Below are 19,081 nucleotides of genomic sequence, written 5' to 3'. Positions count from 1 at the left end.
GGCATCAGCGCATGTCAGCGACGCGCGGTGCGGTCTTCCGCCGCCGGGTCTCGTACCGGGCGCCGACCACGAGCAGCACCACGCCGACGACCAGGACGGCGAGCAACCCGGGCAGCGGCAGGGCCACCGCGAGCCGTCCGAGCGCCACGGTCACCACCGACACCGCGCCCACCACGAACGGGGCGCGCACCCCGGGGCCGCTGGCCAGGGTCATCACCAGCCCGGCGGCGGCCACGACCAGCACCAGCCGGAGCAGCCCCTCGTCGAACACCGCCAGGGTCACCGACGGACCGAACGCGGTGACCAGCGCCGGACCCCACGCCGGCCACGACCGCTCGGTCGCCAGCGCCCGGCCGGCGTACAGCAGCAGCGCCGCCGCGGCCGGCAGCGTGTAGGCCTCGGCCAGGTGCGCGCCGGCGTCACCGGCTGCCAGCCACGCCGCACCGGCGAGCGCCGCACACCCCCCGGCCCGGGCCGGCGTGCGGTCGGTCCGGACGGCGTACGCGGTCAGGGCCGCGCCCAGCACGGCCAGCCCGGCCGCGGCGGCCAGCAGGTCGCCCGACCACCCCAGGTGCACGACGGCCAGCACCCCCACCACGACCGCGGAGACCGCCAGCGGCCGCTCCGACCGCGAGTGCCGCTCCAGCGTCGCCGCGCCGAGCGCGACCACCGCCAGGACCAGCAGCTCGACCCCGGTACGACCGGGCGCAGCGGCGCCGTCAGCCTCCAGGAACAGCGCTGCTGCGGCCAGGCAGCCGACCGCGATCGGCAGCGCGCCGGGCCGGTCGGCCGGCTGCCGGGCGGCGACCAGCACGGCCGGGACGGCGGCGGCCATCAGCAGCAGTCCCAGCGCGGTCCAGCGTCCCTCCAGCAGCAGCTGACCGGCCGACAGCCCGGTGCAGGTGCTGGCCAGCGCCAGCCCGACCGGGCGGGCCAGCCCCTCCGGCCGGGGGTCGGCGCCGGCGGCCACCAGTACCGCGACGGCCAGGCCGAGGTACCCGGCCGCGGGGGTGCCGGCCGCACCGCTGCCCTGCAGGGCCCCGGCGATGCCGACCCCCGCGACCACCCCGGCGACCACCGGTACGAGCGGGCGCGGGCCGAGCACCGCCCGCAGCGCCCGCCGGGAGCGCACCAGGGCCAGGGCGGCGGCGACCGCCACCAGCAGTGCCGCGGTGCCGGGGGCCGACGTCGTCCACACCTGCACCGCGCCGACGGCGACCCCGGCCAGCCACCACGGGGCGGTCGTCGCCAGCGACACCTCCGCCACCGGCCGCCGGGCGACCCGGGCCACCAGCAGTCCGGCCAGCGCGGTGCCGAGCACGAGGTCGGTCCGCCATCCCTGCCCGGTCAGCACGGCGAGCACGGCCAGTTGCGCGGCCAGCCACGACCCGATCGGCCAGGCGGACGCCGTGCGGGCGAGCAGCCCGGCCAGCAGCAGCACACCCGCAAGCCCGCCGAGCAGCACCGCGCGGCTGCCGGGGGAGCTCCCGGCGGACCAGGCGCCGACCACGGCCAGGACGACGGCGGCGGCGGCCAGGGTCTCCTCGCTGGACCGCAGCCCGCGCCGGCCGGCCGCCCACGACGCGGCCGCGGTGCCGAGGGCCAGCGCGGCCAGCAGCAGTTGCCCGAGCGGCCGTCCGACCGCGGCGAGAGAGGCGGCGCCGGCCGCGGTCAGCGCGACCGCGCCGGTGGTCAGCAGCACCTGCTGGGGGCTGACCGGGCCCAGGCCGTCGGACTCCGGGGCGGCCGGCGGTGGCACGTACGGGGCGCCCACCGGGGGCGGGTAGACCACCTCGGGGTCCCCGGTCACCGCGCACCTCCTCCCGCCGGTCCGACCGACCACGCTACGGGCGCGGGGCGCGCCCGGCCCACCGGCTCAGCCCATCTGCGCGACCCACGCGACGGCCTCGCGGGCCTGCTGGCGGCGTCGCTCGTACGTGGCGCCGAGAGCGAACAGGACCAGCCCGGCCACGACCAGGGTGAGCCAGCGGGGGAGCAGCGGCGCGTACGGGCCGAGCCGGGTGACGACCACGACGGCGAGGACCCCGGCGCCGACCACGAACGGCGCCTGCCGGTGCGCCAGCGTGCCGAGCGTGACCAGGGCCACGGCCGCGGCGACCACCAGCGCCAGGCGCAGCGCCGTCGGGTCGGCGACGACGGTGGAGGTCGACGGCACGAGCGCCACGGCCACCGCGGCGCCTTCCGCGGCCCAGGAGGGGTCGCGGGCCCGCAGCCGGGGGAGGGCGGCGACCAGGAGCCCGGCGGCGGCCGGCAGCGTGTAGGCCTCCGGCGTCTCCACCCCGGCGCCGCCGACCGCTGTCCACGAGGCGAGCACCAGGTCGGCGAGGGCGAGCAGCCCCACCGGACGGCGGCCGGCCACCACCGCGTAGCACCCGGCGGCGACCCCGACGACCGCCAGCTGGAGCCCGACCTGGCCCCAGGCGCCGGCCGAGGCGGTGGTGACACCGGCGGCGAACCCGGCCAGCGTGCCGGCCGCCGCGGCGACCTGCTCCTCCGCGGTCGTGGCCCGCCGGGTGGCCACCGCGAAGGCGGCAGCGCCCACCAGCGCGATCAGCAGGCCGGCCGTCGCCGAGGACAGCAGCCCGCCCTCCCGGGCCAGCAGGGCCGCGGCGCACGGCGCCAGCAGCGCGAGGCCGGTGGCGCCGCTGCGCAGCACGGGCACCCGGACGGCGGCCAGGGCGGCCGGCAGCGTCCCGGCGAGCGACAGCGCGGCGAGCGGGCCGAACCGCTCGGCGTCGAGCAACTGCTGGCCGCCGACGACGGTGAGCGCCACGGCAGCTCCGCCCAGGGCCCGCAGCACCGGGGTGCGCCGGCCACCCGCCGGCCGCGGCCCGGCCAGCAGGACGCCGGCCGTGGCGAGGACGAGCGCCAGCGCACCGGCCAGCACCGGCCCGGCCGCACCGCTGAGCCCCAGCGACTGGCCCAGCGAGAGGCCGACGACGGCTCCGGCCACCAGCGCGACGGTCGGCGCGGGCAGCGCCCGGCCGCTCAGCCGGCTGTCGCGCAGCCCGGGCACGGCCACCGCGCCGGCCGCGGCCAGCAGGGCGGTCGCCGCCCAGGACTCGGCCGCCGTCCCCACCTGGCCCAGCAGCACGCCGCCACCGACGCCGAGGGCGGCCCACAGCACCGCGAGCACGCGGGCGACCGGGCCGAGGGCGGGTCGCAGCACGCGCACCAGGGCCAGGTCGACCGCAGCCGCGCCCAGGGCGAGCGCGACCCCGGCCGGGCCGGTCAGCGCCTCACCGGGCAGCAGGAGGCCCCCCACCGGCTGGGCGGCCAGCAGCGCGGCCAGCGGCCAGGTGACCGTGCTGCGGGTCAGCCGCCCCAGGCCCAGCGCCACCGCGACGACCACCAGGCAGGACACCGCCGTCCAGGGCCGCACGCCCACCTCGTCCAGGCCGGCCAGCCCCCGCGCGCGGGCCGCGCCCAGGTCGACGGCGAGCAGCGCGGTGCCCGCCGCGGCCAGCGCCTCCTCGGTGGCGCGCAGCCCGCGGCGCGCGGCGAACGCCGACCCGGCACAGGCCGCCGCCGTGCCGGTGAGCATCACGGTGGCCTGGAAGACCAGCCCGAGGCGGGTCCAGCCCAGGGCGACGAAGGCCAGGGCGCCGGCGACCAGCAGCAGCGCGCCCAGGCCCAGGAGGACCTGCTGCGGGCTGAGCCGGCGGCGGGGCGGCGGGGTCGGCACCCGGTCGGGCGCCGGGAGGGGGTGCCAGGGCCGGACGGCGGGCGCGGGCGGCCCGGCCGGCACCGGTGCGGGCAGCGCGGCCGGGGACGGAGCCGGGGCGGGCGTCGGGTGGGCGACCGGCGCAGGTGCGGCGGCGGGCGGCCCGGGGGCGGCGGCGCGCAGGGTCGCCAGCAGCGACTCCCGGTCGCGGGCGAGTTCGCCGAACGTGGCGGTGATGCGGCCGACGACGTGCGCAGCCCGGCCGGCGGCGGGCAGCCCGCAGGCCGGGCAGGCCGCCGCGCCCGAGTCCGCCACCGGTGTGCCGCAGACCGGGCACGGCAGCGGCGGGGAGCTGGGAGGCGAGACCATGGCGGCATCCTGGCCGGTCCGAGGCGTCCGCGGGCCGGTTTCCCCAGGGCTCGCCCGCCGGAGGTGACGTGGAGGTCACCCGGGAAAGGGGTCGAGGTCACGCCCGGAGGCGCCTATCCTGGGGTCAGTGATCACGACGACCGGTCTCGAGCTGCGCGCCGGGTCCCGCATCCTCATCAGCGAGGCCGACCTCCGGGTGCAGTCCGGTGACCGCATCGGCCTCGTCGGCCGCAACGGCGCCGGCAAGACCACCACCCTCACCACCCTGGCCGGCGAGCGCGTGCCGCACGCCGGCAAGGTCGAGATCACCGGTGAGCTCGGCTACCTCCCGCAGGACCCGCGCAGCGGCGACCTGGACATCACCGCCAGCGACCGCGTGCTGTCCGGCCGCGGGCTCGACGTCCTCAAGGCCGAGCTGACCAAGGCGCAGGTCGCCATGGCCGAGCCCGCCGACGACGCCGAGATGGACCGCGCGGTGCGCCGGTACGGCCGGCTCGAGGACCAGTTCGCCGCCATGGGCGGGTACGCCGCGGAGAGCGACGCCGCCCGGATCTGCACCAACCTCGGCCTGCCGGACCGGATCCTGTCCCAGCCGCTGCGCACGCTGTCCGGTGGTCAGCGCCGCCGCGTGGAGCTGGCCCGGATCCTGTTCTCCGACGCCGACACGCTGCTGCTCGACGAGCCGACCAACCACCTGGACGCCGACTCCATCGTCTGGCTCAAGGGCTACCTGGCCAGCCACCGCGCCGGCCTCATCGTCATCAGCCACGACGTCGACCTGCTGGCCGCCGTGGTGAACAAGGTCTGGCACCTGGACGCCAACCGGGCCACCGTCGACGTCTACAACCTGGGCTGGAAGCGGTACCTCGACGCCCGGGAGACCGACGAGCGCCGCCGCCGCTCCGAGCGGGCCAACGCCGAGAAGAAGATCGACGCGCTCACCGCCCAGGCCGACAAGATGCGCGCGAAGGCCACCAAGGCCAAGGCCGCGCAGAGCATGGACAAGCGCGCCCAGCGCCTCGCCGCGGGCCTGGCCGACGTCCGGGTGCAGGACAAGGTCGCCAAGCTGCGCTTCCCGACCCCGGCGCCCTGCGGCCGTACGCCGCTGACCGCCGAGCACCTGAGCAAGACCTACGGCTCGACGGAGATCTTCGCCGGCGTCGACCTGGCCATCGACAAGGGCGCGCGGGTCGTCGTCCTGGGCTTCAACGGCGCGGGCAAGACGACGCTGCTGCGGATGCTGGCCGGCACCGAGCAGCCCGACACCGGCGAGGTCAAGGCCGGGCACGGGCTGCGGGTGGGCTACTACGCCCAGGAGCACGAGACCCTGGACATGGACCGCACGCTGCTGGAGAACATGCGCTCGGCGGCCCCGGGGTCCACCGACACCGAGCTGCGCAAGATCCTCGGCGCGTTCCTCTTCTCCGGGGAGAACGTCGACCAGCGCACCGGTACGCTCTCCGGCGGTGAGCGCACCCGGCTGGCGATGGCCACGCTGGTGATCTCCGGCGCGAACGTGCTGCTGCTGGACGAGCCGACCAACAACCTCGACCCGGCCAGCCGGGAGCAGGTGCTCGAGGCGCTGCGCACCTACCAGGGCGCGATCGTACTCGTCACCCACGACGAGGGTGCCGTGGTCGCGCTGAACCCCGACAAGGTGATCATCCTGCCCGACGGCACCGAGGACACCTGGAGCCCCGACTTCGCCGACCTGGTCTCGCTGGCCTGAACGAGTCGGAGGGCCCCGCTGCCCCCACACCACGCGCCGCGCGGCGCGTGACCCTGCAGCGGGGCCGACCCGCTGTGCACCGTCTTGTTGCGGTGGCCCCACTCCCGATGCTGGGTGATCATGGCGAACAGGACGCCGGGGTCAGAAGGACCGTGGCGCCGGGGGAACAGCGGGCAGTCGTCGGTGCGAGCCGTACTGCCCCTGACACGGAGGGGAGTCATGGCCGACTCGAACACTGCAGACCTGGGCAAGGGCAAGCGCATCACCGGCGACGACAGGAACTCGCTGGCCGACGAGCTGCGGGAGCGGTACGCCGGGGGCGAGAGCATCCGTTCGCTGGCGACCTCGACCAACCGCTCCTACGGGTTCGTGCACCGGCTGCTGTCGGAGTCCGGTGCCGCGCTGCGCGGCCGAGGTGGTGCGAACAGGAACGCCAAGAAGTCGGCGTGACCGGTCAGCCGGACGAGGGGTGGGTGCGGGCCGAGCGCGACGGCGCCGTCCTCACCGTGAGCCTCGTCCGGCCCGACCAGCTCAACGCGCAGACGCCGGCCACCTGGGCGGCGCTGCGCACCCTCGGGGAGCAGTTGGACGACGGCGTCCGGGTGGTCGTCGTCCGCGGCGAGGGCCGCGCCTTCTCCGCCGGTCTCGACCGCGCGCTGCTGCCGGGGCTGGCCGCCGAGCTCGCGCCCCTGCCGCCCGACCTGGCCGACGAGCGGCTGCGCGGGTGGCAGGCCGCCTTCCGCTGGCTGCGCGCACCGGGCATCGTCTCGGTCGCCGCCGTCCAGGGGCACGCCGTCGGCGCCGGCGCGCAGCTGGCGCTGGCCTGCGACCTGCGTGTGGTGGCCGAGGACCTGCAGCTGAGGCTGCCGGAGGCCACCCTCGGTCTCGTCCCGGACCTCACCGGCACCAGCACGCTGGTCGAGCTCGTCGGCTACGCCCGGGCGGTCGAGCTGTGCCTCACCGGCCGGGCCGTGGGCGCTGCGGAGGCGGTCGCACTCGGGCTGGCCGCCACGGCCGTCCCGGTCGGCCGGCTCGACGCCGCGGTCGCGGGTCTGGTCACCGCATTGCTGGCGGTCGACCCCGGGGCGGCCCGGGAGACCGTCGCGCTGCTCCGGTCGGCCACCCGTACCGGCCCCGCGGCCCAGGACGCGGCCGAGCGGGCGGCTCAGCTGCGCCGGCTGCGCGCACTCTCGGCCTGAGGAACACCCGGCCCCCCTCCCGCGGTTCGACCCGTTGATCACGCCGTTGCAGCAGGAGAGGACCGCCATGAGCTCGCCGATGACCTCCATGGCCGCGATGCGGTCCTTCAGCAGCGACCCGTCGGTGACGAAGAAGGAGATCCCCAAGGGGACCACCCGCCGGATCCTGGGCATCGCCGGGCCCTACCGCCGCGAGCTGATCGGGTTCCTGTCGCTGGTGGTCTTCTCCTCGGTGATCGGCGTGGTGACCCCGCTGCTGGCCGGGAACATCGTCAACCGGATCGCCGGGCTCGAGGGGACGGCGGGCGACGTCGTCCGGATCGCGTTGTTCATCGCCGGCCTGGCCGTGCTCGACGCCGCCAGCTCGCTGGCGCAGCGCTGGTACTCCGCCCGGATCGGTGAGGGCGTCATCTACGACCTGCGTGCCCGGGTGTTCACGCACGTGCAGCAGATGCCGGTGGCCTTCTTCACCCGCACGCAGACCGGTGCGCTGGTCAGCCGGCTGAACAACGACGTCATCGGTGCCCAGCGGGCGTTCACCTCGACGCTGTCGGGCGTGGTGTCCAACGTGATCGCGCTGGTGCTCACCGCCGGGGTGATGCTGACGCTGTCCTGGCAGATCACCCTGCTGTCGATCGTGATGGTGCCGCTGTTCGTCGTCCCCGCCCAGCGGGTGGGCAGGAAGCTGCAGTCGATCACCCGGGAGTCCTACGGGCTCAACGCCTCGATGAACGCCACGATGACCGAGCGGTTCAACGTCGCCGGTGCGCTCCTGGTGAAGCTGTTCGGCCACCCCGAGGCGGAGGCCGCCTCCTTCCGCGGCCGGGCCGCCCGGGTCCGCGACATCGGCGTGCTGTCGGCGATGTACGGCCGCGCCTTCTTCACCGCACTGACGCTGGTCGCGGCCCTGGCCACCGCCCTGGTCTACGGGCTGGGCGGGACGCTGGCGTTCGACGGCTCGCTGTCGGCCGGGGACGTCGTCGCGCTGGCCCTGCTGCTGGCCCGGCTGTACGGGCCGCTGACCGCGCTGGCCAACGTCCGGGTCGACGTGATGAGCGCGCTGGTCAGCTTCGACCGGGTCTTCGAGGTGCTCGACCTGGAGCCGATGATCCGCCAGGCGGCCGACGCCGTCCCGGTGCCGGCCGACGACCGGTCGGTGGAGTTCGACGCGGTCTCCTTCCGCTACCCGGCGCCCAGCGAGGTCTCGCTGGCCTCGCTCGAGGACGTCGCCGTCCCGGCGCAGCACGAGTCGGCCGAGGTGCTGCACGAGATCTCGTTCCGGGCGGAGCCCGGGCAGCTGGTCGCCCTCGTGGGCACCTCGGGCGCGGGCAAGTCGACGATCGCCGGCCTGGTGTCCCGGCTCTACGACGTGACCGGGGGAGCGGTGCGGGTCGGCGGGGTCGACGTCCGGCAGGCCACCAGCGACTCGCTGCGGGACGCGATCGGCGTGGTCAGCCAGGACTCCCACCTCTTCCACGACACGATCGGCGCCAACCTGCGCTACGCCCGGCCCGACGCCACCGACGACGAGCTCTGGACGGCGCTGACCGGCGCCCGGATCGCCGCGCTGGTGCGCGCGCTGCCCGACGGCCTGGACACCGTGGTCGGCGACCGCGGGCACCGGATGTCGGGCGGGGAGAAGCAGCGGCTGGCCATCGCCCGGGTGCTGCTCAAGGCGCCGGGCATCGTGATCCTGGACGAGGCGACCGCGCACCTCGACAGCGAGTCCGAGGTGGCGGTGCAGCACGCGCTGGACGCCGCGCTCGCCGGCCGCACCTCGCTGGTGATCGCCCACCGGCTGTCGACGATCCGGGGTGCGGACCAGATCCTGGTGGTCGACGACGGCCGGATCATCGAGCGCGGCACCCACGAGGAGCTGCTCGCCGCCGGGGGCCACTACGCCGATCTGTACCGCACCCAGTTCGCCCCCGACCCGGCGGCCGCAGCGCTGTAGTCGACCGATCGCTGACCGTGACGGCGCGGCACCTGTACACCCACGCGACACCTGCTGTCCGATCGCGCGTGGGAGCTTCTGCCCGACGGCAGTCGTCTCCCGAGGACAGGGGCCCCACATGACCACCCAGAGCTGGCACTCGATCGCCTCCGGCAAGCCCTACCTGGTGACGGGGGCGGTCACCTCCCTCGACCAGTTCCTCGGGGACGCCGAGTTCACGATCGACGGAGAGGGCGGTCCGGTGGTGGTGCGCGGGCACGGCGTCCCGCTCGAGGGTCCCGCCGACGGGGTGGTCCGGTTCCACGAGAAGAGCGAGGTGGGCGGCAAGGACGTCCGCGTCTGGCACGTGTGCGCCGAGGACCGCGGCTTCGTCGCGGAGTCCGTCGCCGCGTTCTGACGACGCCGGTCCGCGGCCCGCCCCCGGGCGGCGCCGCGGACCGCTCGGTCACATCCGCTGCGGCGCGGGGTCGGCGGGGTCCGAGGTCGGCGCACTACCGTCACTCCCGACCCACTCGCACCACCGCAGGAGCAGTCCCTTGAGCGCAGGCCATCCGCAGGACACCCAGATCCGCGCCCTGTACGCGCGGTACCTGGCGGGCTGGAACCAGCGCAGCGGCGTCACCGTCTCCTCGGTCTTCGCCGACGACGGCGAGCTCATCGACCTCGACGGCACGCTGCGCAGCGGCCGGCTGAGTATCGCCGCCGACATGCGCCGGATGTTCGCCGAGCACGCCACCCCCACCTTCGTCGGCGTCGTCCGCTCGGTGCGCCGGCTGGCCGACGGCGTGGTCGTGCTGCACGCGGTGGCCGGCATGGTCCCGCCCGGCGCCGACGGCGTGGACCCGTCGCTGCACACGGTGCACGCGCTGACCGCCGTCGAGGACGCCGGACGCTGGAAGATCGCGCTGCTGCAGGCCACTCCCGCCCGCTACGGCGGCCGCGCCGACACCCTGGCCGCACTCACCGCGGAGCTGGAAGCCGCCCGGTGAGGGTGCTGACCTCGGTCGCCGAGCTGCGCGCCGACGCTCCGGACGTCGTCCTGCTCGACGTCCGGTGGGCGCTGGGCGACCCGCACGGCCACGCGCGGTACCTGACCGGCCACCTGCCCGGCGCGGTGTTCGTCGACCTCGACGCCGAGCTGTCCGCACCGCCCTCACCGGCGGCGGGCCGTCATCCGCTGCCCTCGGTGCCGTCACTGCAGTCAGCGGCGCGGCGCTGGGGGCTGTCGGCCGGGTCGCGGGTCGTCGCCTACGACGCCGGCCCCGGAGCCGCCGCGGCGCGCGCCTGGTGGCTGCTGCGCTGGGCCGGCCTGACCGACGTGACGATCCTCAACGGCGGCCTGGCCGCCTGGACCGCCGCCGGTGGTGAGCTGGAGCAGGGCGAGGTCGTGCCGGTGCCGGGCGACGTCGTGCTGTCCGGCGGTGGGATGCCCGTGCTCGACATCGACCAGGCCGCCGCCCTGCCGACCACCGGGGGCGTCCTGTTCGACGCCCGCGCGGGCGAGCGCTTCCGTGGGGAGGTCGAGCCGGTCGACCCCCGCGCCGGCCATGTGCCCGGGGCGGTCAGCGCACCGACCGCCGAGGTCCTGACCAGCGACGGCACGTTCGCTACAGCCGCTGTACTCACCGAGCACTTCATCCGGCTCGGTGTCCGGCCGGGGACGCCGGTCGGCGTCTACTGCGGCTCCGGGGTGTTCGCCGCCCATGAGGTCGCCGCGCTGGCCGTCGCCGGAGTCGAGGCGGCGCTGTGGCCGGGTTCCTGGTCGCAGTGGTCCCACGACCCCGACCGCCCGGTGGCCACCGGCACGTGACCCGACCCCCGGGGGGCCGAAGTCGCGACTTCGGCCCCCCGGGCGGGCCAGGCGCCCAGGGGCGTCAGCAGGTGGCGGCGACGTCCCGCACGAACTGCACCGACCGCTCGCGCAGCCCGGCGATCCGCTCGGCCACCACCTGGTCGGCGATCGCCTCGATGCCGTTCCCGGACTCAGCGCTGGTCGGTGGGCGGCGGACGTTGCGCGAGCAGGAGAAGTCCTCGCAGATCAGCGTGCCGATCGTGTTGCCGGCCCGCCCTGCGCTGCCGCCCCGGCGGGCGACGTACAGGGTGGCCCCCACCGAGGCGAGGTCGCGGCACCAGCTGCACATCGCCGAGCGCCGCCGTCCGCTGGCCGGCGCGGGGCTCGCCCGCAGCAGGACGCCGGCGGGTACGCCGTCCAGCTCGACGACGACGTAGGCCGACAGGGGCGACCGGCGGTCACGCCAGCCCAGGTGGTCGAGCCGGTCCCACGGGACGGTGTCCAGGTCGGGGAGGACAGCCTGGCTCGCCTCGCGGCGGCTGGCGTTGAGGAAGGACGCGCGGATCTGCTTCTCGGTCAGGACGTTCACGGGAGGTCTCTGCTTCCGGTCGGGCGGGGACCGCCGCCGGGCTGCGTGCACCGGCGGACGGGAGGGAGGACGGGCAGGGGCGTCCGTCCGCGACCGGCTCCGTGCTGCGCGCACGCTCCCGCGGACGCGGGGCGTGGGATCAGGAGGAGTGCGGGCGCCGGACGCTGGTCCGGCTCGGGTCCGTGCAGGCCACGACGGCCACCTCACGATCCGCGCCCGGACTGCGCACCTGTTCGCTCCTCGTGTCGCTCCGGTCCCGTGACCGGTCGCTGCGATCCTACGACGGCGCTCAGCTCAGCGCGGCGTCGTACCGGTCGAGCAGGACGGCGGCGACCCGCTCATCGGGCAGCAGGGGCGCCGTGACGAGGTCGGCTCCCGCGCCCTGCAGCTTGTCGTGGAAGTGGCCCGGCGCCAGCAGATAGGCCGCGACGACCACCCGCTGGGCGCCGGCCGCCCGGGCCGCGGCGACCGCGTCGGGGACGCTGGGCTTCGCGGCCGACCCGTAACCGGTGGTCACCGGGCCGGACCGGTGCTCCTGCAGCATCGCGGCGGTCGCCTCGACGTCGGCGACCGAGCGGGCGTCGCTGGACCCCGCGGCAGCGAGGACGACGGCGTCGTCGGGACCGGCGCCGGCCTCGCGCAGCCGGTCGGCGAGCACCGCGGCCAGCCGGGGGTCGGGCCCCAGCGGCCGCGCGGCCACCGCACCCGGGTGGGCGCCGACGGCACCCGCGATGTCGACGTGCACGTGGTACCCGCCGGAGAGCAGCAGCGGGACGACGACGGTCGGCGTCTGCGACCCGGCCAGCCCGGCGACGACGTCGACCACCGTGGGCGGCTGGACGTCGACGAAGGCGGCGGTGGTGCGCAGGCCCGGCCGCAGTGCCCGGGCGGCCAGCGCCAGCTCGCCGATCAGCCGCCGTCCGGTGGGGTTGCGGGTGCCGTGCGCGCACGCGACGAGCACGGGGTCGGTGTCCATCGGGACTCCTCGGGTCGGTGGCGTGGAGCGGTGCGGCGTCAGAGCGCCCTCGTCGCGCCGCCGTCGACGGTGAGCATCGTGCCGGTCAGGTAGGACGCCGCGGGGGAGAGGGCGAAGGCGGCCACCCGGCCGAACTCCTCTGGCCGGCCCACCCGGCCCAGCGGGACGGCCGCCTCGGTGCGGGCCCGGGCGGCGGCCGGGTCGCCGGAGGCGACCTCGATCTCGGTGATCCGGTCGGTGGCGATCGTGCCGGGCAGCAGCCCGAACACCCGGATGCCGCGGGGGCCCAGCTCGTCGGCGAGCGCCTTCGCCGTCATCGCCAGCCCGGGCCGCAGCCCGTTGGAGACGGCCAGGCCGCCGATCGGCTGGCGCACCGAGGTCGACAGCACGAAGCCGATCGCCGCGCCCTCGGACAGGTGCGGCACCAGGGCCCGGACCAGCCGCAGCGGGCCGAACAGGACGCTCTCGACCCCCACCCGCCAGGCGTCCTCGCCGACGTCCAGCACCGAACCGGGGGGAGGGCCGCCGACCGAGACCAGCGCGCCGTCGACCCCGCCCAGCTGGCCCAGCGCCTCGGCGACCAGGGTGCCGGCCGCCAGCGGGTCGGCCAGGTCGGCGGCGACCCCGGTGGCGTGCGCACCGAGCGCCTCGACCGCTGCGGACACCGAGTACGCGTCCCGGGAGCTGATCAGCACCCGGGCGCCGTCCGCGACGAGGGCCTGGGCGGTCGCCAGCCCCAGCCCCCGGCTCGCGCCGGTGAGCAGGAACCTGCGACCGCCCAGACCCAGGTCCATCAGGCGGAGACGGTGCCGCGCAGCGAGCGCAGCACGTACTGCATGATCCCGCCGTTGCGGTAGTAGCTCGCCTCACCGGGGGTGTCGATCCGGACGCGGGCGTCGAACTCGACGTCCCCGGCCTTCACGTGCACCGTGCGGGGGATCGTGCCGTCGTTCAGCGCGGTCACCCCGGTGATCTCGAACTCCTCGTCGCCGGTCAGGCCCAGCGTCTCGCGGGTCTGGCCCTCGGGGAACTGCAGCGGCAGTACGCCCATGCCGATGAGGTTGGAGCGGTGGATGCGCTCGTAGCTCTCGGCGATGACCGCCTTGACCCCCAGCAGCGCCGTCCCCTTGGCCGCCCAGTCGCGGGAGGACCCGGAGCCGTACTCCTTGCCGGCCAGCACGACCAGCGGGATGCCAGCGTCGATGTAGGCGCGCGAGGCGTCGTAGATCGAGGTCGTCTCGCCGGTCAGGTGGTTCTTGGTGACGCCACCCTCGGTGCCGGGCACCAGCTGGTTGCGCAGCCGGATGTTGGCGAAGGTGCCGCGGATCATCACCTCGTGGTTGCCGCGGCGGGACCCGTAGGAGTTGAAGTCGCGGCGCTCGATGCCGTGCTCGGTCAGGTACTTGCCGGCCGGGCTGTCGGCCTTGATGGAGCCGGCCGGGGAGATGTGGTCGGTGGTGACCGAGTCGCCCAGCACCGCCAGCGTGCGGGCACCGGTGATGTCGGTGACCGGGGCCGGCTCGGCCGGCATGCCCTCGAAGTACGGGGGCTTGCGGACGTAGGTGCTCTCGGCGTCCCACTCGAACGTGTCGCCGGTGGGGGTCGGGAGCTCCTGCCACTGCTGCGTGCCGGCGAACACGTCGGCGTAGTCGTTGGCGAACATCTCCGCCGTCACCGACTCGTCGATGGTGCGCTGCACCTCGTGCGGGGAGGGCCAGATGTCGCGCAGGTACACCGGCTGGCCGTCGGTGCCCGTGCCCAGCGGCTCGGTCGTCAGGTCCAGGTCCATCGTGCCGGCGAGCGCGTAGGCGATCACCAGCGGCGGGGACGCCAGGTAGTTCATCTTGACGTCGGGGTTGATCCGGCCCTCGAAGTTGCGGTTGCCCGAGAGCACGGAGACCACGGCGAGGTCGGCGTGGTTGACCGCCTGGCTGACCGGCTCGGGCAGCGGGCCGGAGTTGCCGATGCAGGTGGTGCAGCCGTAGCCGACGAGGTGGAAGCCGAGCTTCTCCAGGTAGGGGGTGAGGCCGGACTTCTCGTAGTAGTCGGTGACGACCTTCGACCCGGGGGCCAGCGTCGTCTTGACCCACGGCTTGGTGGACAGACCCGCCTCGACGGCCTTCTTGGCCAGCAGCGCGGCCCCGATCATCACCGAGGGGTTCGAGGTGTTGGTGCAGGAGGTGATCGCGGCGATCACCACGTGCCCGTGGTCGACCTCGGTCTCGGTGCCGTCCTCCATGACGACCTTGGTGGGCTTGCGGGTGCGGCCGGAGTCCGAGCCGGTGACGGCGTCGTGCGGCTTGCCGGCGTCGCCGTTGCCGGTGGCGAACGGGCTGGCCGGGTCGGAGGCCGGGAAGGTCTCCTCGACGGCCTCGTCGACGGTGGAGGACTCCGCGGCGGCGTCGTCGGGGTCGCTGTCACCGTCGGGCGCGTAGGTGGGCAGCACCTCGCGGAAGGCCTCCTTGGCCTCGGTCATCGCGACCCGGTCCTGCGGGCGCTTGGGCCCGGCGATGCTCGGCACCACCGTGGCCAGGTCGAGCTCCAGGTACTCGGAGAACGCCGGCTCGCGGTCGTCGTCGTGCCACATGCCCTGCGCCTTGGCGTAGGCCTCGACCAGGGCGATCTGCTCCGGCGAGCGGCCGGTGAGCTGCAGGTAGCGGGTCGTCTCGCCGTCGATCGGGAACATCGCGGCGGTCGAGCCGAACTCCGGGCTCATGTTGCCGATCGTGGCCCGGTTGGCCAGCGGGACGGCGGAGACGCCGGCGCCGTAGAACTCGACGAACTTCCCGACCACGCCGTGCTGGCGCAGCATCTCGGTGATCGTGAGCACCAGGTCGGTGGCGGTGGCGCCGTCGGGCAGCTCGCCGGAGAGCTTGAAGCCGACCACGCGGGGGATGAGCATCGACACCGGCTGGCCGAGCATCGCGGCCTCGGCCTCGATGCCGCCGACGCCCCAGCCGAGCACGCCCAGGCCGTTGACCATGGTGGTGTGGGAGTCGGTGCCCACGCAGGTGTCGGGGTAGGCGAGGGTGCGGTCGCCCTCCTGGCGCGGGAAGACCACGCGGGCCAGGTGCTCGATGTTGACCTGGTGGACGATGCCGGTGCCCGGGGGGACGACCTTGAAGTCGTCGAAGGCGCCCTGGCCCCAGCGGAGGAACTGGTAGCGCTCGCCGTTGCGCTCGTACTCGATCTCGACGTTGCGCTCGAAGGCGTCCGGCGTGCCGAAGACGTCGGCGATGACCGAGTGGTCGATGACCAGCTCGGCCGGGGCGAGCGGGTTGATCTTCTGCGGGTCGCCGCCGAGGTCGGCCATCGCCTCGCGCATGGTGGCGAGGTCGACGATGCACGGCACGCCGGTGAAGTCCTGCATCACCACGCGGGCGGGGGTGAACTGGATCTCCTGGTCGGGCTCGGCCGAGGGGTCCCAGTTCGCCAGCGCACGGATGTGGTCGGCGGTGATGTTCGCGCCGTCCTCGGTGCGGAGGAGGTTCTCCAGCAGGACCTTGAGGCTGAAGGGCAGCTTCTCAGCGCCCTCCACCGCGTCGAGCCGGAAGATGTCGTACTCGGTGCCGTCGACGTCGAGCGTCGACCGGGCTCCGAAGCTGTCCTTGCTGGCTGCCACTGTCTGCGCCTCACCCTCGCTGGTCCTGCGCGCGTCCTGCGCCTCGATGTGCCACCCCCGATCATCCCAGCCCGATCGCCCGGGCGCGGAGCAAGGCTGCCCTTCCCTCACCCACAGTGGGCGGAGTCGCCACGCTCCGCAGGTGATCGGGCCTCACCCCGACGAGGGACGCCCCCGCCCCGGCACTCCGGCGTCCCGGTGATCCGGTCGATGGGTCCGGGAGAGCACACCCCTCGCGGGTGTGCCGGGACTGGTCGAGACCGGCGCCGCCGAGCACCTGGCGCCGGGCAACGGAGGAGCAGCTGTGCGGGCACGAGTGGGGACGCAGGCAGGGGCGGGACGACGCACGGGTGGCCGCTGGCTGCAGCGGGCGCTGGCCGCGGCGACGGTCACGGCAGCCTGCCTGGTCGTCGCGCCGGGGACGGCGGGAGCCGCGCCGGTGAACCCCAGCGACGAGCAGATCAGCGCCGCCGAGCAGGCGGAGGTCGACGCCGCCGCCCAGGTCGGGCAGATCACCGCGGCCCTCGCGGAGGCCCAGTCGGCCGCCGCCGGTGCCGCCGCGCAGGCCGACATCGCGTTGCAGGACTACGAGGACAAGCAGGGCGCCTACGACGAGGCGCGGGCCGCGGCCGACGCCGCAGCCGCCGCCGCCGCGCAGGCCGACGTCCAGCTGCAGGGCGGGCGCGACGCGGTCGCGGCCTTCGCCCGGGACAGCTACATGCAGGGCAGCACCGCCTCCGGGGCGATGGCGCTGATGACCTCCGGTGGTCCGGCCGAGCTGATCGAGCGGGCCGCCCTGCTCGACGCCGCCGGCGAGCACCGCACCGACGTGGTCGCCGAGCTCACCGTGCTGGAGCAGCAGGCCACCGCCGCGGAGCAGACCGCGCAGACGGCCGTCGGCCAGGCCGAGACGCTCAAGGCCGAGGCGGCGACGCTGCTGGCCAGCGCGCAGGAGCAGAAGGTCGCCGCCCGCGAGCAGGCCGCCGCCCTGAGCGTGCAGCAGGAGCAGCTGGAGGGCCGGCTGGTCGAGGCCCAGCAGGTGGCCCTCGGACTGGCCGGTGCCCGCAAGGCGGCCGAGGAGTACGCGGCAGCGCAGGCCGCCGCCCCGCCGCCGGCCGCCCCGCGGCGCGCGACGACCACCGCCGACGCCCCCAGCAGCACGCCCGGCGCCGCGGCCGGCCCGGCGGCCGGCACCAGCACGCCGGCCGCCGCCGCGCCCAGCAGCACGCCGCCCCGGGCGCCGGTCGCGAGCGCGCCCTCCGCGGGCGGCGCCGCACCGGCACCGGCGAAGGCGCCGGTCCAGGCACCCGTGGCCCCCAAGCCCGGGGGCACCACCGCCGCCGCGCCGTCCGGCTCGGCCGTGCAGACCGCCATCGCCGCGGCCCGCACCCAGCTCGGGCTGCCCTACTCGTGGGGCGGCGGCGGCAGCAACGGGCCGAGCTACGGCATCTCACCCGACACCAGCATCTGGGGCTTCGACTGCTCGGGGCTCACCCAGTACGCCTACGCCCAGGCCGGCGTCGCCATCGGCGGCACCAGCCGCGACCAGTGGTGGCGCTTCCGCGACCGCACCGTGGCCCGCGCCGACCTGAAGCCGGGAGACCTGGTCTTCTGGGGCACCGGGAACGACTACACGTCGATCTACCACGTGGCGCTCTACATCGGCGGGAACCAGGTGATCCAGGCGCCGCAGAGCAACGACGTCGTGAAGGTCAGCGGCATGTGGTTCGGCAGCGACTACTTCGGGGCCGTCCGCCCCACCGGGTGACGTCACCGGGAAGGGCGTCGGGCAGCCACGGGGGGAGCTGCCCGACGCACTGCCGAGGCTAGCAGCACCGGCTGCCCGTGGGGACGTTCCCGCGCGCGGCGACGCCGTCCTCTTCCCGCGCCGCGCCGGTGGCCGGCACAGCCAGGTGTAGGAGACTGGGCCGGTGACCGCTGCCGGAAGCCACTCCGTCCCCGACCAGCCCACCCCGCCGTCGGTGGACGCCGCCCGGCTGGAGCGTGCGCTGTTCGAGGTCAAGCGGGTCATCGTCGGTCAGGACCGGCTGGTGGAGCGGATGCTCGTCGGCCTGCTGGCCCGCGGCCACGTGCTGCTGGAGGGGGTGCCCGGCGTCGCCAAGACCCTGGCGGTCGAGACCCTGGCCACCGTCGTGGGCGGGCACTTCTCCCGCCTGCAGTTCACCCCCGACCTGGTGCCGGCCGACATCATCGGCACCCGGATCTACAAGGCCGGCCAGGACGCCTTCGACACCGAGCTCGGCCCGGTGTTCGCCAACTTCGTGCTCGCCGACGAGATCAACCGCGCGCCGGCGAAGGTGCAGTCGGCGCTGCTGGAGGTCATGGCCGAGCGGCAGGTGTCCATCGGCGGGGTGACGCACGCGTTGCCCGACCCGTTCCTGGTGCTGGCCACCCAGAACCCGATCGAGAACGAGGGCGTCTACCCGCTGCCCGAGGCCCAGCGCGACCGCTTCCTGCTCAAGGTGCTCGTCGACTACCCGAGCCCCGAGGAGGAGCGGGAGATCATCTACCGGATGGGCTCGACCCCGCCGCGCGCGGAGACCGTCCTGGGCCCCGACGACGTCCGGCGGCTGCAGCGCACCGCCTCGCAGGTCTTCGTCCACCACGCGCTGGTCGACTACGTCGTCCGGCTGGTCGTGGCGACCCGGTCGCCCCAGGAGCACGGCATGCCCGACGTGGCCACCTGGGTCTCCTACGGCGCCAGCCCGCGCGCCTCGCTGGGCCTGATCGCGGCCAGCCGGGCGCTGGCGCTGATCCGTGGCCGCGACTACGTCCTGCCGCAGGACGTGCTGGACGTGACCGCCGACGTGCTGCGGCACCGCCTGGTGCTCTCCTACGACGCGCTCGCCGACGGCGTGCCGGCCGACCACGTCGTCAAGCGGGTGCTGCAGAGCGTGCCGCTGCCGCAGGTCACCCCGCGCCAGCGCGCCGGTGGCTTCGGCCCCGCCGCGCCGGGCGGCCCGATGGTGCCGGCCCCCGGCGGGCAGTACGGCCCGCCGAACGGGGCGCCGCAGCCGGTGCCCGCCGGCGCGCCGGGCAACCCGTACGGCCAGGCGGCGCCGCCGCAGGGCTGGTCGAACGGTCAGGGCCTCGCGCCCGGCCAGCAGCAGGGCCCGCAGCAGGGCGGCCGTCCCGACGGCGGCTC

At 75.6% G+C, this 19,081-nt stretch carries 14 protein-coding genes and 1 pseudogene; 9 read left to right on the top strand and 6 right to left on the bottom strand.

From position 1 onward, the window contains the following. Nucleotides 1-4 precede the first annotated feature (4 nt). Together ACGBYP_RS13990 and ACGBYP_RS13985 are read right to left on the bottom strand one after the other, a co-directional pair. A complete protein-coding gene (locus ACGBYP_RS13990; RefSeq protein ID WP_411585110.1) occupies nt 5-1,810 on the bottom strand; it encodes an SCO7613 C-terminal domain-containing membrane protein in 1,806 nt (601 codons plus the stop codon). Nucleotides 1,811-1,876: 66 nt separating this feature from the next. Continuing rightward, nucleotides 1,877-4,054, bottom strand: a complete 2,178-nt coding sequence (locus tag ACGBYP_RS13985) for a DUF2157 domain-containing protein (RefSeq protein ID WP_411585107.1) — start codon at nt 4,052-4,054, stop codon at nt 1,877-1,879. A 127-nt stretch (nt 4,055-4,181) separates the two neighbouring features. Here ACGBYP_RS13985 and ACGBYP_RS13980 point away from each other — a divergent pair, with 127 nt between their 5' ends. The 7 genes from ACGBYP_RS13980 to ACGBYP_RS13950 all read left to right on the top strand — a co-directional run bounded on the left by ACGBYP_RS13980 (nt 4,182) and on the right by ACGBYP_RS13950 (nt 10,746). Then, nucleotides 4,182-5,783: an ABC-F family ATP-binding cassette domain-containing protein gene (locus ACGBYP_RS13980; protein WP_411585106.1), complete on the top strand. Its 1,602-nt coding sequence runs from the start codon at nt 4,182-4,184 to the stop codon at nt 5,781-5,783. Between the two features lie 219 nt (nt 5,784-6,002). Then, a complete protein-coding gene (locus ACGBYP_RS13975; protein WP_411585103.1) occupies nt 6,003-6,233 on the top strand; it encodes a helix-turn-helix domain-containing protein in 231 nt (76 codons plus the stop codon). Continuing rightward, nucleotides 6,230-6,982, top strand: coding sequence for an enoyl-CoA hydratase/isomerase family protein (locus tag ACGBYP_RS13970; RefSeq protein ID WP_411585100.1), 753 nt, complete (start codon nt 6,230-6,232; stop codon nt 6,980-6,982). The genes ACGBYP_RS13975 and ACGBYP_RS13970 overlap by 4 nt, the downstream gene beginning before the upstream one ends. A gap of 67 nt (nt 6,983-7,049) precedes the next feature. After that, on the top strand, nt 7,050-8,936 hold the full coding sequence (locus ACGBYP_RS13965; RefSeq protein ID WP_411585097.1) for an ABC transporter ATP-binding protein: 1,887 nt from the start codon (nt 7,050-7,052) through the stop codon (nt 8,934-8,936). Nucleotides 8,937-9,054: 118 nt separating this feature from the next. Beyond that, entirely contained in the window at nt 9,055-9,333 is a 279-nt protein-coding gene (locus ACGBYP_RS13960; RefSeq protein WP_411585095.1) for a hypothetical protein, read from the top strand. Between the two features lie 139 nt (nt 9,334-9,472). Then, nucleotides 9,473-9,925, top strand: coding sequence for an SgcJ/EcaC family oxidoreductase (locus ACGBYP_RS13955; RefSeq protein WP_411585093.1), 453 nt, complete (start codon nt 9,473-9,475; stop codon nt 9,923-9,925). Continuing rightward, entirely contained in the window at nt 9,922-10,746 is an 825-nt protein-coding gene (locus ACGBYP_RS13950; RefSeq protein ID WP_411585091.1) for a sulfurtransferase, read from the top strand. Before ACGBYP_RS13955 ends, ACGBYP_RS13950 begins: the two co-directional genes overlap by 4 nt. Nucleotides 10,747-10,810: 64 nt before the next feature. Here the strand turns inward: ACGBYP_RS13950 and ACGBYP_RS13945 are convergent, their stop codons facing one another. The 4 genes from ACGBYP_RS13945 to ACGBYP_RS13930 all read right to left on the bottom strand — a co-directional run bounded on the left by ACGBYP_RS13945 (nt 10,811) and on the right by ACGBYP_RS13930 (nt 15,915). Next, on the bottom strand, nt 10,811-11,317 hold the full coding sequence (locus ACGBYP_RS13945) for an FBP domain-containing protein (protein WP_411585089.1): 507 nt from the start codon (nt 11,315-11,317) through the stop codon (nt 10,811-10,813). 289 nt (nt 11,318-11,606) lie between these two features. After that, nucleotides 11,607-12,293: a sirohydrochlorin chelatase gene (locus ACGBYP_RS13940; RefSeq protein WP_411585086.1), complete on the bottom strand. Its 687-nt coding sequence runs from the start codon at nt 12,291-12,293 to the stop codon at nt 11,607-11,609. Between the two features lie 38 nt (nt 12,294-12,331). Next, a complete protein-coding gene (locus tag ACGBYP_RS13935) occupies nt 12,332-13,087 on the bottom strand; it encodes an SDR family oxidoreductase (protein ID WP_411585083.1) in 756 nt (251 codons plus the stop codon). Next, complete coding sequence (locus ACGBYP_RS13930) at nt 13,087-15,915, bottom strand: aconitate hydratase (protein ID WP_411585080.1); 2,829 nt, start codon at nt 15,913-15,915, stop codon at nt 13,087-13,089. Before ACGBYP_RS13930 ends, ACGBYP_RS13935 begins: the two co-directional genes overlap by 1 nt. Nucleotides 15,916-16,219: 304 nt before the next feature. Between ACGBYP_RS13930 and ACGBYP_RS13925 the strand changes: the two genes are divergently transcribed. Continuing rightward, nucleotides 16,220-17,683, top strand: a complete 1,464-nt coding sequence (locus ACGBYP_RS13925) for an NlpC/P60 family protein (RefSeq protein WP_411585077.1) — start codon at nt 16,220-16,222, stop codon at nt 17,681-17,683. A gap of 214 nt (nt 17,684-17,897) precedes the next feature. Then, a pseudogene (locus ACGBYP_RS13920) lies at nt 17,898-18,842 on the top strand (AAA family ATPase); the annotation flags it as partial. Nucleotides 18,843-19,081: the final 239 nt, after the last annotated feature.

Source organism: Modestobacter sp. SSW1-42, from assembly GCF_046635825.1.
Lineage (GTDB): Bacteria > Actinomycetota > Actinomycetes > Mycobacteriales > Geodermatophilaceae > Modestobacter.
This window is presented reverse-complemented; position numbering and strand designations above follow the sequence as displayed.

What these genes read in the sequence shown, in the direction of transcription:
- ACGBYP_RS13935 (WP_411585083.1), bottom strand. Translation starts at nt 13,087, where the DNA reads ATGGACCTGGGTCTGGGCGGTCGCAGGTTCCTGCTCACCGGCGCGAGC.
- ACGBYP_RS13975 (WP_411585103.1), top strand. Translation starts at nt 6,003, where the DNA reads ATGGCCGACTCGAACACTGCAGACCTGGGCAAGGGCAAGCGCATCACC.
- ACGBYP_RS13940 (WP_411585086.1), bottom strand. Translation starts at nt 12,293, where the DNA reads ATGGACACCGACCCCGTGCTCGTCGCGTGCGCGCACGGCACCCGCAAC.
- ACGBYP_RS13985 (WP_411585107.1), bottom strand. Translation starts at nt 4,054, where the DNA reads ATGGTCTCGCCTCCCAGCTCCCCGCCGCTGCCGTGCCCGGTCTGCGGC.
- ACGBYP_RS13965 (WP_411585097.1), top strand. Translation starts at nt 7,050, where the DNA reads ATGAGCTCGCCGATGACCTCCATGGCCGCGATGCGGTCCTTCAGCAGC.
- ACGBYP_RS13960 (WP_411585095.1), top strand. Translation starts at nt 9,055, where the DNA reads ATGACCACCCAGAGCTGGCACTCGATCGCCTCCGGCAAGCCCTACCTG.